Annotated in this window: 13 protein-coding genes; 5 read left to right on the top strand and 8 right to left on the bottom strand. The window is 34.7% G+C overall.

Features of this window, described 5'->3' with window-relative positions; genetic code table 11:
• Positions 1-84: 84 nt before the first annotated feature.
• Entirely contained in the window at positions 85-1,383 is a 1,299-nt protein-coding gene (locus DN393_RS25080) for a hemolysin family protein (RefSeq protein WP_064477113.1), read from the bottom strand.
• 107 nt (positions 1,384-1,490) lie between these two features.
• Complete coding sequence (gene gloA2 / locus DN393_RS25075; protein ID WP_064477114.1) at positions 1,491-1,877, bottom strand: SMU1112c/YaeR family gloxylase I-like metalloprotein; 387 nt, start codon at positions 1,875-1,877, stop codon at positions 1,491-1,493.
• A gap of 91 nt (positions 1,878-1,968) precedes the next feature.
• Between gloA2 and DN393_RS25070 the strand changes: the two genes are divergently transcribed.
• From DN393_RS25070 to DN393_RS25060, 3 genes are all read left to right on the top strand, one after another.
• Complete coding sequence (locus DN393_RS25070) at positions 1,969-3,147, top strand: NupC/NupG family nucleoside CNT transporter (protein ID WP_064477115.1); 1,179 nt, start codon at positions 1,969-1,971, stop codon at positions 3,145-3,147.
• Between the two features lie 185 nt (positions 3,148-3,332).
• Positions 3,333-4,349, top strand: coding sequence for an LCP family protein (locus tag DN393_RS25065; RefSeq protein WP_304362739.1), 1,017 nt, complete (start codon positions 3,333-3,335; stop codon positions 4,347-4,349).
• Positions 4,350-4,583: 234 nt separating this feature from the next.
• A complete protein-coding gene (locus DN393_RS25060; RefSeq protein ID WP_098103379.1) occupies positions 4,584-5,846 on the top strand; it encodes a VanW family protein in 1,263 nt (420 codons plus the stop codon).
• A 39-nt stretch (positions 5,847-5,885) separates the two neighbouring features.
• On the opposite strand, the gene DN393_RS25055 is transcribed toward DN393_RS25060, so the two are convergent.
• Both DN393_RS25055 and DN393_RS25050 read right to left on the bottom strand, forming a co-directional pair.
• The gene (locus tag DN393_RS25055) at positions 5,886-6,158 is read right to left on the bottom strand and encodes a hypothetical protein (protein WP_000288799.1); all 273 of its coding nucleotides are present in this window, start codon (positions 6,156-6,158) and stop codon (positions 5,886-5,888) included.
• 15 nt (positions 6,159-6,173) lie between these two features.
• A complete protein-coding gene (locus DN393_RS25050) occupies positions 6,174-6,692 on the bottom strand; it encodes an RNase A-like domain-containing lipoprotein (protein ID WP_064477118.1) in 519 nt (172 codons plus the stop codon).
• A 399-nt stretch (positions 6,693-7,091) separates the two neighbouring features.
• Here DN393_RS25050 and DN393_RS25045 point away from each other — a divergent pair, with 399 nt between their 5' ends.
• The gene (locus DN393_RS25045; protein ID WP_088046990.1) at positions 7,092-7,640 is read left to right on the top strand and encodes a TVP38/TMEM64 family protein; all 549 of its coding nucleotides are present in this window, start codon (positions 7,092-7,094) and stop codon (positions 7,638-7,640) included.
• Positions 7,641-7,703: 63 nt separating this feature from the next.
• Here DN393_RS25045 and DN393_RS25040 read toward each other — a convergent pair whose 3' ends face one another.
• The 3 genes from DN393_RS25040 to DN393_RS25030 all read right to left on the bottom strand — a co-directional run bounded on the left by DN393_RS25040 (position 7,704) and on the right by DN393_RS25030 (position 11,106).
• Positions 7,704-9,404, bottom strand: coding sequence for a M4 family metallopeptidase (locus tag DN393_RS25040; RefSeq protein ID WP_064477120.1), 1,701 nt, complete (start codon positions 9,402-9,404; stop codon positions 7,704-7,706).
• A gap of 176 nt (positions 9,405-9,580) precedes the next feature.
• Entirely contained in the window at positions 9,581-9,835 is a 255-nt protein-coding gene (locus tag DN393_RS25035) for a Phr family secreted Rap phosphatase inhibitor (protein WP_064477121.1), read from the bottom strand.
• The gene (locus tag DN393_RS25030; protein ID WP_064477122.1) at positions 9,832-11,106 is read right to left on the bottom strand and encodes a helix-turn-helix domain-containing protein; all 1,275 of its coding nucleotides are present in this window, start codon (positions 11,104-11,106) and stop codon (positions 9,832-9,834) included. The genes DN393_RS25035 and DN393_RS25030 overlap by 4 nt, the downstream gene beginning before the upstream one ends.
• A gap of 198 nt (positions 11,107-11,304) precedes the next feature.
• On the opposite strand from DN393_RS25030, the gene DN393_RS25025 reads away from it, so the two are divergent.
• Complete coding sequence (locus tag DN393_RS25025; protein ID WP_064477123.1) at positions 11,305-12,768, top strand: nicotinate phosphoribosyltransferase; 1,464 nt, start codon at positions 11,305-11,307, stop codon at positions 12,766-12,768.
• 202 nt (positions 12,769-12,970) lie between these two features.
• On the opposite strand, the gene DN393_RS25020 is transcribed toward DN393_RS25025, so the two are convergent.
• A complete protein-coding gene (locus DN393_RS25020) occupies positions 12,971-15,337 on the bottom strand; it encodes a heavy metal translocating P-type ATPase (protein WP_088046992.1) in 2,367 nt (788 codons plus the stop codon).
• Between the last annotated feature and the right edge of the window lie 18 nt (positions 15,338-15,355).

The raw sequence follows: 15,355 nt of genomic DNA, 5'->3' as shown, positions 1-15,355 counted from the left end.
ATCCACCTTCACTATATAGCACCTTTTTTGAAAGCGCAAACATTTATTTTTATATATATATCTTTTATAAAAATTTATAGAAAATCATTCTTCTACCTTCTTTATTTCCACTCGTTTAATTTGATGCATATCCTTTTCAAGAACTTTAAAAGAAAAGCCGTGTTTTTCAATATTATCTCCTTCAGCAACGATTTGCTTTTGTACCATAATCCAGCCACCGATTGTATCTACATCATCAGCGATTAAGTGTATGCCAAATAAATCATTCACTTCACTAATAAGCACTTTTCCCTCTACGATTTTACACCCTTCACTTATATGCTCTATAGGCGGGTGTTCATCTTCATCGTATTCATCTCGGATTTCTCCAACAATTTCTTCTAAAATATCTTCTAGTGTAACGATTCCCGCTGTACCACCATATTCATCATATAATACAGCTAATGGAATTCGTTTTCTTTGCATTTGTAATAGCAAATCATGAATAGGGATATTTTCTAACACTTCAATAACTGGCCTTGTATATGGCGTAATCGAGCACCCCTCGGCTCGATTACCATCCATATAACGAATAAATAAATCCTTTACATTCACCATCCCGATAATTTCATCTTTATCTTCACCAAATACGGGATATCTCGTGTACTTTTCTTGTGCGATTATTTTAATATGTGTTTCAAATGGTTCGTCCTCATATAAACCTACAACTTCCGTACGAGGTACCATAATTTCCTTTGCTACTCTATTATCAAATTCAAAAATATTATTTACATATTTAAATTCCCTTTGATTAATCTCTCCGCTCTCATAACTCTCGGATAAGATTAATCGTAATTCTTCCTCCGAATGAGCAACTTCATGTTCAGAAGCCGGATGTAATCCGAATAACCCTGTCACAAGCCTTGCAGAACCATTTAAAGCCCAAATAAACGGATACATTACTCGGTAAAAGTAAATAATTGGCTTCGATAATAATAAGCTAACTTGCTCTGCCCTTTGTATAGCGAGCGTCTTCGGAGCAAGTTCACCAATGACAACATGTAAAAACGTAATAACTGCAAAGGCAATAATAAATGAAACTGTACTTGCAATTGCAGGAGATAGGTGTAGTTTTAAAAACAACGGCTCGAGTAAATGTTTTATAGTCGGCTCGCCTAACCACCCAAGCCCTAAAGCAGTAATTGTAATACCTAACTGACATGCTGATAAATACTCATCTAAATTCGAAGTTACTTTTTTTGCTGCTAATGCTCCTCGTCGTTTCTCACTAACGAGTTGATCAATACGACTGCTACGCACCTTAATAATTGCAAACTCAACAGCCACAAAAAATGCTGTTAACGCAATAAGGATGGCTACCATCAATAATTTTAAAATATCCACATATGTCCTTTAGCTTTCTTAGCTAAAGTTACACCTCCTTTAAAAAAGAAGTTTCACTTTAGTTTCTTCATTTATTTGAAAGCAACCCTATATAAAATTCACCAATTTCAAGCCTCATACAATTCTAAAGGCAAGCCATCAGGATCTTGGAAAAAGACAAATTTTTTATCCGTAATTTCATCCATACGTATCGCTTCAGTCTCCACACCGCATTGTTTTAAATGGTTTACAGCTTCTTCTATATTTGTAACAGCAAATGCTAAATGTCTAAGTCCAGCTGCTTCTGGAAAACTTGGGCGCTCAGGTGGACTAGGAAATGAAAATAATTCAATTTGATACTCTTCCCCTACACATAAATCTAACTTATAAGAATCTCGTTCTTTTCTATATACTTCATTTATCGCTTTAAAACCTAATATCCGAGTATAAAAATCCTTTGACAGTTCATAATTCGAACAAATAATTGCAACGTGGTGCACTCTACATATTTTCATGCTCTCTCTATTCCTTTCTTTACCAAAGATGCATATTCTCCCTTGAAATGAAAAACATATATAGCAGAATATCTCTTTTAGGGGGCTTACTATGAAATTTATTACTTTTTTCGTGGGACTTATCGTTGTTTTCTTCCTTGCTTATATTGCTAGCAACAATAAGAAACATATTAAATTTAAACCAATTTTCATCATGCTTATTATACAGTTGATTTTAACCTATTTATTATTAAATACAGAAATCGGCCTCATACTTATTCGGGTCATTTCCAGTCTGTTTACAAAGCTACTCGAGTATGCTGCTAATGGTATAAACTTTGTATTTGGCGGTCTTGCAAATAAAGGTGAAATGTCATTTTTCCTTACTGTATTATTACCAATTGTCTTCATTTCCGTCTTAATTGGTATACTACAACATTTCAAAATACTACCATTTTTTATTCATTGGATCGGTTACTTCCTTAGCAAAATAAATGGTCTTGGGAAATTAGAATCTTACAACGCTATCGCCTCTGCCATTGTCGGCCAATCAGAAGTTTTTATTACAGTTAAAAAGCAATTAGCTCAAATTCCAAAACACCGTCTTTATACACTTTGTGCTTCTGCCATGTCAACCGTATCTATGTCTATCGTAGGTGCCTATATGACAATGATCGAGCCTAAATATGTAGTAACCGCACTCGTTCTCAATTTATTTAGTGGTTTTATTATCGTACTCATCATCAATCCTTACGACGTTAAAGATGACGAAGATATTTTAGAAATTAAAGGCGAAAAGCAAAGCTTTTTTGAAATGCTTGGAGAATACATTCTAGATGGCTTTCGCGTAGCCATCGTTGTCGGCGCTATGCTCATCGGATTCGTCGCATTAATTAGCTGCATTAATGACCTATTCCTCATTATATTCGGTATTACTTTCCAGCAATTAATCGGCTACGTATTTGCACCTGTTGCATTCCTTATCGGTGTACCAAGTTCTGAAATTGTCACAGCTGGTAGCATTATGGCAACGAAGCTTGTAACGAATGAATTTGTAGCAATGATGGACCTTAGTAAAATTTCTAATAGCCTTTCTCCCCGTACAGTGGGAATCATTTCTGTTTTTCTCGTTTCTTTTGCCAACTTTTCTTCTATCGGCATTATTTCAGGTGCAGTAAAAGGATTAAACGAAGAACAAGGAAACGTCGTTGCCAGATTTGGCCTTAAATTACTATATGGAGCTACCCTCGTTAGCATTTTATCTGCAATTATCGTAAGCATTATGTTGTAATTAGGTAAAATTTTATCATTTTCTTATCCCTATCTTTTGTATACAATAACGAATAGATGTCTTATAAATAATCAAGACATCTATTTTTTATACATGTACAATCGCTTTTTTTTAGCGTACAATATTTTTTATGTGTTTGAATGTGCTTCTAGATGTATACACTTTGATAGCTTTAAAGGAGAAAAATGATGAAATCCGATATGAACAAAGACACCCGAGCCAAAAAAGGACACTCAAAGAAAAAACGCCTACTCTGGTTCCTTCTTATTCCATTACTGATTATAGCACTTGGAACAGGAGGTTACTCCTTCCATATATACAGTAAAGCAAAGTCTGTATTAAGTAATGCCTATTCCGAACTGGGCCGCGGGGATAAATCCAGCAAACGTGAAAAAGCCGTGAAACCTATGACTGACAACATTTCCGTACTTATTATGGGTGTTGATGAAAGTGATATTAGGGACAAGAATTACGGAAAAGCAACTCGTACGGATGCGCTATTACTTGCAACAATTAATAAAAACGATAAATCTGTTAAACTTGTCAGCATTCCACGTGACTCACGTGTCTACATTAAATCACGTGATAAATACGATAAAATTACACATGCGCACGTATTCGGTGGTGTGGATAGCACAATTGATACCGTGGAGAAATTTTTAGATGTTCCAGTTGATTACTATGTAAAATTCAACTTTAAATCATTTATCAAAATTGTCGATTCTCTTGGTGGTATTACTGTCGATGTTCCGGTTGAGTTTACAGAACAAAATAGTAAAGACGAAGCAGATGCTATTCATCTGAAAAAAGGACGTCAACATTTAAATGGAGAAGAGGCATTAGCATTAGCTAGAACTCGTCATATCGACAGTGATTATATGCGCGGTCAACGACAACAGCTTGTTTTAGAAGCTATTGCTGCAAAAGCACTTTCTCTTAATTCTATTAATAAAATCGGTGGCCTATTAGACGCTGTCGATAAAGACCTAAAAACAAATTTAACTTTTGATGACATGATGACAATTGCCAAAAATTCAATGGATTCCAATTTAAAAATGGACAAACTGCAAGTAGAAGGTACTGATAAATATATAGGTGGTATTTATTATTACGTTCCAAATGAAACAAGCGTCAATAATATTTCGACAACACTACAAGAACACCTCGGTGTTACGAATAAAAATGAACATAAAAAATTATAATAAAAAGGCTGCTAGATCTTTCTAGTCAGCCTTTTTATTATAATTTTCAACATATTTCTCGTGCATATTGTGACAAAAAGAGACAATTATTACAACAGTGTAACGTTTTTTATAAAAACATTACACACATAGTGGAAATAATAGTATACTAGTACGTACATAATGTTATTTTCATCATTTTTATACAAAAAATGTAATACATATATTTATACAAAAATTTCTGGGGGGAAATACATGAAGCTAAGTAAAATACTGATCGGTTCTGCAATTACTGGAGGCATATTACTTTGTGTAGGCGGTGTTGGTGGATATCAATATGTATCCAAACTAAATAATCAATTAGATACTACTGCATTACCAAATACTACATTTGAAGGTATTTCTCTCGATGGAAAAAATAAAAAAGATATTCAAGCAATTATTAATCAAAAGGTAACTGAATTAGACCAAAAATCTCTTACCTACATATTCCAAAATGATAAACAAACGTACACATGGAAAGATTTAGGGATAAATTATAAGGAAAAAGATATTATTGACAAAATCTTTAAAGAACAAGAAGGAAACGCAATGAATCGTTACCAAATGCGGAAGCAGGCCGAAAACGGTGAATTAAAACGTGACTATAAATTAACAGCTCAATTAAATACAACTGCTTATGAAAGCTTTATGAAGGATAAATATAATGACACATTAAAAAATCCTGTTAATGCAGAATTAAGTGTTGAAGGCTCTACAGTACATATTAGCCAAAGTCAAAATGGAGAAAAAATTGATAAAGGAAAATTAACTGATTTAACGCAGCAGGCCATTACTTCTGGCTCATCGGACGTTACATTACCAGTTACACTCTTAAAACCTGAGCGTTCTACAGAAGATATACAAAAAATGGGGATTAAAGAAGTAATTGCTGAATATTCAACTCCAATGGCTGGTCGGAATGGAAACCAGTCCTATAACGTAAATAAGTCAGCTAATACTTTAAGTGGAGTTATTGTCGCACCTGATGAAACGTTTAGTTTTAATGGCCGCGTTGGCGTAACGGATGCTGCCCATGGTTATAAATCCGCAGCAGTATTTTCACAAGGTAAAGTTATACAAAGTGCAGGCGGAGGCGTTTGCCAAGTTAGTAGCACTTTATATAGCGCTGCTTTAAGAGCAGATTTAGGAATTGTTTCTCGAAGCAATCATTCTATGCCCGTAAATTATTTACCACTTGGGCAAGATGCAGCAGTGGCAGATTATGGTCCGGATTTAAAATTTAAAAACAATACAGGCAATCATATTTATATTCAAGCATTTTCAAATGGCGGTAGTATTACTACTCGCATTTTTGGTACAAATACTGGTAAAAATGTTGAAGTTTCTTCTCAAGTAGTTAGTAGAACTGGTGATAAAATAACAGCGGTTACGTATAAAAAGGTAACACAAAACGGTGAAGTAGTATCAAATGGACAAATTTCAAAAAGCGTATATAAAAGTGCCCCAACACAATGAGACACCATCAAATTGGCAAACAAAAAAGGCGTGATCTATTCACGCCTTTTTCTTTTGCAATAATAGTAAAAAAGCTTCAAGATGGTCTTTCGTTTCTTCTAAAGACCACATGCGATTTCCTTGCTTCGCAGCTAATACGCACGCCTCTTCCCAAGCGTTCTTTTTCTTCATATATAATAATTCATCGCGTAATTTCAAAACAATTTCTTCATCTTCTTGCTCTATAAACTCTTCCATCACGCCTACTATTTCATCCTCATGGATACTTAACGTACAATACGATTTGAGAAAATATTGTAATGTCGTATACATATTTACTCCCCCTTCTTATTTATCAGATGGATAAGAAGTAATGATCTTATATCCTAAATCTCCTGACTTATCTCTCGCCAAAACAGTAACAGTTTTTACTAACTTGTCTTTTACATTCATATTTTTCTTTATTACCGTTTTTCCAACTGGGAATGAATGAGTTGTATTTAATACGAGACGAGCCTCTTTAGAATTTTTTAACCAATCTTGAATTTCCTTATCATGCTGCTTCAAACTATCTTTTACAGCTTTCGTCGCTGTTTCCTTATCATAGTATGTACTTGCCGCTGATACTTTATCTGTCTTCAAGCGATTCTTCAAATCCTCTTCTGATTTTCCTACATGTCTTTCAATCGTATGACCATTTTTAGGTGGCCCTTCCATTTCATCTAAAATATTATCACTAATTTTTTCTACTGATGTCGATTGATTCCCTGTTTGTTTCTCTGTTTTTTGTTCTTTTCCTGCACATCCACTTAAGATCAGCATTAATGCCAATAAACTACTCAAGAGAAGACTACTTATTCGTTTCATCATATCACCTCTTCCATGATTATTATCGCAACTTCACTAAAAGTCAATTTCACAACGAAAAAACATATACATTTTTAAAATTCCTCATCAATTTTGCCATATTACCACCCTAATTTCATCAAACCACTATTTTGGAACTTCTCCGAAATATACCCCTATATTTTACCGATTATTTCCCGACTTAAAACACCACTTAAAAAACCGAGAAAACCCTGTAAATACAGGGTTTGTTTAGTGTTTTCCAAACCAGAAAAATATACCCCTCATTTTATATACCCAATACCTATATAAGGTATATAAACAGTGTTTTATCAACAGTTTCCTACATTATGTAAATTTGCACTTGCCTACACAATAGAAATATGGTGTAATGCAAAAAAAGATAAAGGATTTTAAACAATGGCTGAAACAATTCAAAACTTCTTAACAGACTATTATTCAATCGCAATTCCACTTAGTATCTTAATTAACATCATCATCAGTCTTTTAGGTTTTATCCCTAGTATTTTTTTGACCGCTATTAACATACAGCTCTTTGGTGTAACAAACGGAACTATTATTTCGATCGCAGGTGAGGCATTAGGGGCTATTATCTCGTTTTATATTTATCGTATAGGCCTTCAGAAATTCACTCACAACAAAGTAAATAAGTATCCAAAGGTAGAACGCCTACTTTATGTAGAAGGTAGAGAGGCCTTTCTACTCGTTCTATCGTTTCGATTCATACCTTTCATCCCATCAAGTATCGTTACCTTATTTGCCGCTCTAGGCAAAATGTCACTACTCTCTTTCAGTATTGCCAGCACAATAGGGAAAATACCGGCCTTATTGATTGAAGTATATTCTGCCTACCACGTCATAAATGGAACGAATGAAGCAAAGTGGATTGTAACAATCGCAGGGTGTGTTGGATTGTTTTATTTGTGGAAAAAATGGAGAAAAAAATAAAGAAGGAGCATAGGCTCCTTCTTTATTTTTGAAGTATTTTATTAATAATACTCTCTTAAACCCTTAGTTTACACCAACAGCACTAAATGATTGCTTCACTGCTGCTACTTCCGCAGAAGTCGCACCATATAAATCAGCTGCAGCTTGTACTGCACCAGCACGAGCTTGGCTAAATGTAGTAGATTGCGTGAAATATTGTGTGTTTGCACGGTAATAAATTGCACCTAACTTATCTTTACCAATACCAGTTACAGTTACACCAGAATGCGTACCGCCATTTGCTAATAAATAAGCTTGTTTGTTAATGATACCACTGTTCGTATGAACTCCACCGTTATCACTTGAACCAGTGTAACGCTTAGAATAATGGTCTGGGTCACCATATTTCGCCGGATCACTCATAGAACGAAGCGAATCTCCTGCTTTACCAGGCGTATAAATATCTTCACCAATCTCCCAATCTGGGTTTCGGTTATCATAGAATTCTACTAAAGTACCAAAAATATCAGAAATTGCTTCATTTAGCGCTCCTGATTCATTTTGATAAATTAAATCTGAGCTGTTTTCCGTAACAGCATGCGTTAATTCGTGACCAATTACATCAATTCCACCAGATAATGAAGTAAACGTTACACCATCTCCATCTCCGTATACCATTTGTGAGCCATTCCAGAACGCATTATTATACTTACTTCCGTAATGAACTGTCGATTTTAACGGAGCTCCTGCATCATTAATAGAGTTTCTATTAAATGTAGCTTTATAATAATCATATGTTCTACCTGCATAGTAATGAGCATCTACTGCCGCTGCATCATACGCTGCATTGAAAACATTATCTGCATCTGCCCATAATGTTCCTGGTAATGTTGAACGATTTTTCGCATCATATGTAAAAATCGTTGCTCCGCGCGTATTATCTTGCAAGTAGTAAGATGATCCAGATAACGTTGTATTAAGCGACTTTGTATCTCCTAATACCCCTTTACCAGTTCCCACTTTATTTGTCCCTGTTACAGGCTTTACAACCGCCTTCGCTTCTTGTTTAGGAGCTTCTTGCTTAACTGGTGACTTATCTTCATTTGCTACATGATCAAGTTTATTATATTTATTTAACACTTTACCGCTGTCTGCTTCAATGAAATAATAGTAGTTTCCTGGATTTGGATCTAAGAAGTTTAGATTTACAACGTATGCATATGTTGTTTCTTCACCATTTTGATATACATATAAGTCCGCTTTTGGTTCTACCTCATATTTCGGTGTTACACCTAAATCTTGCTGCGCGATTTCAATTGCTTTTGCGCCTTCAATCTTATTTTTATTTTTCAGCTTTTCCTTTTTGTCTAAATCAGGCGCAACTGTTCCAGACAATACTTTTAAAGAACCATCTTTACTTACGTGAGCTACTTGCGTAGATCCCCATACAGGTACTCCTTCGTATACTTGTTGCATACGTACTACTGTTGAATCAGTTACAGCATCTTTCTTCACTTGTTTCACTTTGAAAGAATCTTGCGCACTCTTTTCCCCTAACTTGTAATCACCTTTTGCCGCGTTTAAGTAATCAAACACAACAGATTCTGCTTTCTTACCAGTTGCTCCAGTTAAATCACCAGAAATAAACTCCGGTGACTGTACTGTCTCATTGTACTTCTTCGTAGAGAGCACATTTTTAGAATCTGCAAACGCAGAGCCTGTCCCTCCAAACGTTGTAACTGCCATTCCTGCCGCTAACACTAACGCTAAACTTTTCTTTTTCATGAACCTTCCCCCTAATAAAAATTTTTTTTGAAAAAGAGTAGTTTTATCGTAGCACTATGTTTCCACTATTAATATACTAAAAATTCAAATAATTTTTTTCTCAAGTTTTGTAGGATTTTGGAGAACAAATATTGAAAAACCCCTTTCCGATTGGAAAGGGGTTTTTCAATATTTTCTTAACCATAAATATCTGGATTAGAATAATTTATGAAACTTTTTTCTGAAAAATTAAAGCCATAAATATCCGGATTAGAATATTGTATATTCTCCTCTTTTACAGACTTCAATCCATAAATATCTGGATTAGAGTAATTTACTGATCCTTCTTTTAAGGATTTTACTCCATATATGTCTGGATTAGAATAATTAACTCCTAAAGAAAGAATCGCTACTATTCCCAATCCTACTACACCATATATACGTTTTTTCAATTCAATTCCTCCCTTTCTTCCAAAACTTTAATAACTTCTTTATAATATTTATTGCTTTCCTCGTACTTAAATTCATTCTCTAAGTACATTGCTAATTCTAAATAGGCATTTTTTAATTCTTTCATACTACCCACACTCTTAAAGAATGGAATAGCCTCATTCTCTAAAAATCTCTTAAACTCTTGGGATTCCCCAAAATATTTATACTTAAATATACAGAATGAATAAATCATTTTATTATATTTTTCATCACTACGTGAACACTCAATCCCTTTTTCTATCCATTTCTGTGCTTCTTCATAACATTTAAGATGAATAGATTGTTTAGCCAAACCATAAATTGTTTCAATATAATTCATATTGACAGTCTGCTGTAATTGGAAACTTTGAAGAAAATAGTTTTTTGATTTATCATGCTCATTCTTATAATGGTATAATTCTCCCATATTATTTAAAGTCATAGCTTTAATCATGTCTTTTTCCGCAAAAGAATCCACTTCTCTTAATATACTTTCATAAATCTTTAGAGCTTCTTCATACTGTGCTTTTTCCACATAACTTAAAGCAATAATCGTTTGACAATTTATTACATAACGGAATTTGTATTCGTTACGGAACCCTTCCATGGCAATGTTAGCAAAGTGCATGGCTAAATGTGGTATATTTAGGTGACTATACGCAAGGCTCAAGTTATAATATATACCAGTTTCATAATACCCTTGCTCTTTAGCCATTTCTTCCGTTTCAATTAAATACTTCAAACTTTCCTTATGCTTATATTGCAGACTAAGTAACAATGCCTTACTGTACGTATACAACATCTTCTGAAAAGGTGAATATTTCTTGTAAACTTTTTTCAATCTTTCCAACTCTTCTTCAACAGCAAGAAAATCTCGTTTCATAATTAAATAACGCGTATAAAGCAGTTTATAATAATTTATAATTTCAAAATCCAAAACATGCTTCATTTCACCTTGCAACTCTTCATATATGCGCTCTACTTGTGGCTTGTCCAAATGAACTAGTGCATTCAACCATTCATCTAGCTTCCCCTTCACATCTTCTTCTACATCTCTCAAATCCGTCACGGCAATTTCTAACCTTGTGCAGAGCAATTGTAGAATTTCTTCTGATGCCTCGATCTTTCCATTTTCGATTTTACTTAAGTATGAGACAGAACAAATGCCCTGACATAATTCTTCTTGTGTCATTTTTTGCTGTAGCCGTTTATAAAAGACTTGTTTGCCTATTTTTTCTAATGTTTGTTGCATTGTCCTCCTCCATTCTCATTACCCCATTACTCTAATAATACATAAAATCTTGAGAAATATAAATTGATAAATGTTAATTTTCTAAAAAATATGCATTATTTCATTTTTTTCCCTCTTGACTATACTTTCATATCCATTCTTTGCTACGAGCGGTGAAAAATTGATATACTATAACCAAATTATGGAGGTGTTTTCGCGATGACTTATTATAAAGACGATAGCTATGCCTTACATACAGATTTATATCAAATTAATATGGCTTATACATATTGGAAAGATGGTATTCATAATCGCCGCTCGGTGTTTGATTTATATTTTCGAAAACTTCCATTCGAGAACGGTTATGCTGTTTTTGCTGGCCTTGAAAAGATTGTAGAGTACATAGAAAACTTCAGCTTTACCGAAAGCGATATCGCTTATTTAGCAGAATTACAATTTGAAGAAGAATTCCTTCATTATTTACAAAATATGAAATTCACTGGGACGGTTCGAAGTATGCAAGAAGGTGAAGTTGTATTTAATAACGAGCCTTTATTACGTGTTGATGCACCGCTCGGTGAAGCACAAATTATTGAAACTGCCCTGTTAAACATTGTGAATTACCAAACATTAATTGCAACAAAAGCTGCTCGTATGAAGCATGCTGCAAATAATGATGAACTTTTAGAATTTGGTACAAGACGAGCCCACGAGTTTGATGCAGCTCTTTGGGGCACACGTGCTGCCTTTATTGGTGGATTTTCGTCTACGAGTAACGTTCGTGCTGGAAAACGCTTCGGGATACCTGTAGCCGGCACACACGCTCACTCTTTCGTTCAAGCGTATCGCGATGAATATGTCGCGTTTAAGAAATACGCTGAAACCCATAAAAAATGTGTCTTTCTCGTTGATACATACGATACTTTAAAATCAGGTGTTCCAAATGCAATTCGCGTCGCGAAAGAGTTTGGAGATCGTATCGATTTTTACGGCATTCGCCTTGATAGTGGTGATATGGCCTATTTATCTAAAAAGGCCAGAAAACTACTAGACGAAGCTGGGTTTACACATACAAAAATTATTGCTTCTAGCGATTTAGATGAATACACAATTATGCATTTGAAATCTCAAGGAGCAAAAATTGATGTATGGGGTGTTGGAACAAAATTAATTACATCCTTTGAGCAACCGGCATTAGGGGCTGTTTATAAACTAGTGGCGATTGAAGATACGGATGGAAAGTTAAATGATACAATTAAAATTTCATCTAACCCTGAAAAAATTACGACTCCAGGACTGAAACGAATTTATCGCATTATCAATCGAGTTAATGATCATGCAGAAGGCGATTATATTGCATTAGATTCTGAAGAACCTGGAAAAGAAGAACGTTTAAAAATGTTTCATCCTGTTCACACGTATATAAGTAAATTTGTAACAAACTTTGAAGCTCGCGAACTGCATAAAGACATTTTCGTTAACGGCGAAAGAACATATGAACTACCAGGTATATTAGATATTCAAAAATATAATGAACAGAGTCTCGCACTATTTTGGGAAGAGTATATGCGAACTTTAAATCCCGAAGAGTACCCTGTCGATTTAAGTCAAGAATGTTGGGATCATAAAATGAATTACATTCAAACTGTTCGAGAACAAGTTGAAAAAAATATACAAAAATAAAACAGAGAAGCTTCTCCTTCTCTGTTTTTTCAATACGATATGTATCTTTGTGAAAAATATATTAAAATAGTACGATAAATATTTTTTATTTTTAAATTTTAATATTACGTTATTTATTTATAAAATAATATTTGTTATTATTTTATTGAGTCAATTTCAACAAAATAACCTAAAAAAGAGGACGCAAGTTGCGTCCTCTTTTTTATAAATCTTTCACTCGTAGTACACGCATTGCATTTAACACTGCAAGTAGTGTCACACCGACATCTGAGAAGACAGCTTCCCACATTGTTGCAATACCAAAAGCACCCAGTAATAAAACTAATCCTTTTACCCCTAATGCAAAGATGATATTTTGCCATACAATGCGTCGTGTACGTTTTGCGATGTTTAAGGCTGTTGCAATTTTTGAAGGCTCATCAGTCATAATAACGATGTCTGCTGCCTCAATCGCTGCATCTGATCCTAAACCACCCATCGCAATACCAACATCTGCTCTTGCTAATACCGGTGTATCATTAATACCATCACCAACGAAAGCAACTTTTTCTTTTCCGCTCTTCGCCGCATCAATTTTTTCAATCTCTTCTACTTTTTGTTGCGGTAATAGTTCTGCGTGGACTTCATCTAAACCTAATTCCCTACCGACAGCTTCACCAACTGCTTTTGCATCACCAGTTAACATCACTGTCTTCTTAATACCTAGTTCTTTTAATTTTTGAATTGCTTGTTTTGAATCTTCTTTTACCTCATCAGAGATAACGATATAACCTGCATATTCCCCATCTACGGCAACGTGAACTAATGTACCTACCGTTTCTGGTTGCTTAAATGTAATGTTTTCTTTTCTCATTAATTTAGCATTACCTGCAAAAATTTCTTTTCCTTGTACTTTTACGACTGTACCATGACCAGAAATTTCGTTATACTCATCGATTATTTTTTCATCAATTGATTTTCCATATGCTTTTCGAATCGATTGTGCAATTGGATGATTAGAATACACTTCAGCAAATGCTGCATACTCTAATAATTCTTCATTTTTAATGCCTTCGCTTGGTTCCATTTTTGTAACTTTGAAGACACCTTTTGTTAATGTTCCCGTTTTATCAAAAACAATATATTTCACATCATTTAAAGCTTCTAAATAGTTACTTCCTTTTATTAACACACCACTTTTAGATGCACCACCAATTCCTCCAAAGAATCCAAGAGGAATTGATACAACTAACGCACATGGACAAGAGATTACTAAGAACACTAAAGCTCTATAAATCCATTCTGAGAATGTAGCTCCTTCTAAAATAAGTGGTGGAATAAACGCCATAATCGCTGCTGTAATAACTACAACTGGAGTATAGTAACGCGCGAACTTCGTAATAAAGTTTTCTGTTGGCGCTTTTTTACTGCTTGCATTTTGAACTAAATCTAAAATTTTTGATACAGTTGATTCACCAAATTCTTTTGTAACTTCAATTGTTAATACACCATTTTGGTTCACAAAACCACTTAATACATCATTTCCAACTTCGACTTCACGTGGTACAGATTCACCAGTCAATGCTGAAGTATCTACCATTGATGTTCCTTCAACTACTTTTCCGTCTAATGGTACTTTCTCACCAGGCTTCACGATAATATAATCGCCGATTTGTACATCTTCTGGTGATACTTGTTTCGTTTCATTTCCAACCTTCACATTCGCATAATCAGGACGGATATCCATTAATGAAGTAATTGACTTTCGGGAGCGATTGACCGCAATACTTTGGAATAGTTCCCCTACTTGATAGAATAACATTACCGCAACAGCTTCTGAATATTGTTGAATCGCAAAAGCTCCTAGTGTTGCAATTGCCATTAAGAAGTTCTCATCGAACACTTGGCCGCGAGTTATGTTTCTTACCGCTCTCCAAACGATATCTCCGCCTATTAATAAATACGCAAGGACGAATAACGGAATTGTTATCATTTGTGGTAAGCCAGCTAATGCAGCAATTGCTGTCAAAATTCCGCCGACCACTAATCGTCCTACCATCTTTTTCACATTTGCTTCACCATGGTCGTGACTATGTCCGTGGTCATGACCACCTTTTTCTTCACGAACAACTTTCACATCTGGTTCTAACTTTTGCACGACATTCGTTATATTCGCTACAGTCGCTTCTAATTCTCTTTTATTCGCTACTTCAACTCTTAATTTCTTCGATACGAAATCAACAGTTGCTGCTGAAACAGCCGGCATTTCCTTCACTTTATTTTCAATCTTCATCGCACAATTCGCGCAATCTAAACCTTCTAATATAAATACTTCTTTTGCAACTTTATTTTTTTGTTCTTCTTGTACTTTAATATGCGGTTCTAATTTTGTAACGAGTTGTTTTGCTTCTGTAACAACTTCACTTTCTTTATTTTGTGCTGTTTCTAAAACCATTGTTTTTGTGGCGAAATTTACAGAGCAAAAATTTACTCCTTCTATATTCCCAACGCCTTTTTCAATTTTCATTGCACAGTTCGCACAATCTAAACCTTCTAACACCAGTTTCTTTTTCACTAATGCTTCAGCCATCGTTCTCCCTCCTCGCGT

It is taken from the genome of Bacillus sp. BPN334 (assembly GCF_008368885.1).
GTDB classification, from domain to species: domain Bacteria; phylum Bacillota; class Bacilli; order Bacillales; family Bacillaceae_G; genus Bacillus_A; species Bacillus_A wiedmannii.
This window is presented reverse-complemented; position numbering and strand designations above follow the sequence as displayed.

Excerpts from the sequence above, each read along its gene's own strand:
- gloA2 (WP_064477114.1), bottom strand. The coding sequence starts at position 1,877 with ATGAAAATATGTAGAGTGCACCACGTTGCAATTATTTGTTCGAATTAT.
- DN393_RS25070 (WP_064477115.1), top strand. The coding sequence starts at position 1,969 with ATGAAATTTATTACTTTTTTCGTGGGACTTATCGTTGTTTTCTTCCTT.
- DN393_RS25065 (WP_304362739.1), top strand. The coding sequence starts at position 3,333 with ATGATGAAATCCGATATGAACAAAGACACCCGAGCCAAAAAAGGACAC.
- DN393_RS25060 (WP_098103379.1), top strand. The coding sequence starts at position 4,584 with ATGAAGCTAAGTAAAATACTGATCGGTTCTGCAATTACTGGAGGCATA.
- DN393_RS25055 (WP_000288799.1), bottom strand. The coding sequence starts at position 6,158 with ATGTATACGACATTACAATATTTTCTCAAATCGTATTGTACGTTAAGT.
- DN393_RS25050 (WP_064477118.1), bottom strand. The coding sequence starts at position 6,692 with ATGAAACGAATAAGTAGTCTTCTCTTGAGTAGTTTATTGGCATTAATG.
- DN393_RS25045 (WP_088046990.1), top strand. The coding sequence starts at position 7,092 with ATGGCTGAAACAATTCAAAACTTCTTAACAGACTATTATTCAATCGCA.
- DN393_RS25040 (WP_064477120.1), bottom strand. The coding sequence starts at position 9,404 with ATGAAAAAGAAAAGTTTAGCGTTAGTGTTAGCGGCAGGAATGGCAGTT.
- DN393_RS25030 (WP_064477122.1), bottom strand. The coding sequence starts at position 11,106 with ATGCAACAAACATTAGAAAAAATAGGCAAACAAGTCTTTTATAAACGG.
- DN393_RS25025 (WP_064477123.1), top strand. The coding sequence starts at position 11,305 with ATGACTTATTATAAAGACGATAGCTATGCCTTACATACAGATTTATAT.
- DN393_RS25020 (WP_088046992.1), bottom strand. The coding sequence starts at position 15,337 with ATGGCTGAAGCATTAGTGAAAAAGAAACTGGTGTTAGAAGGTTTAGAT.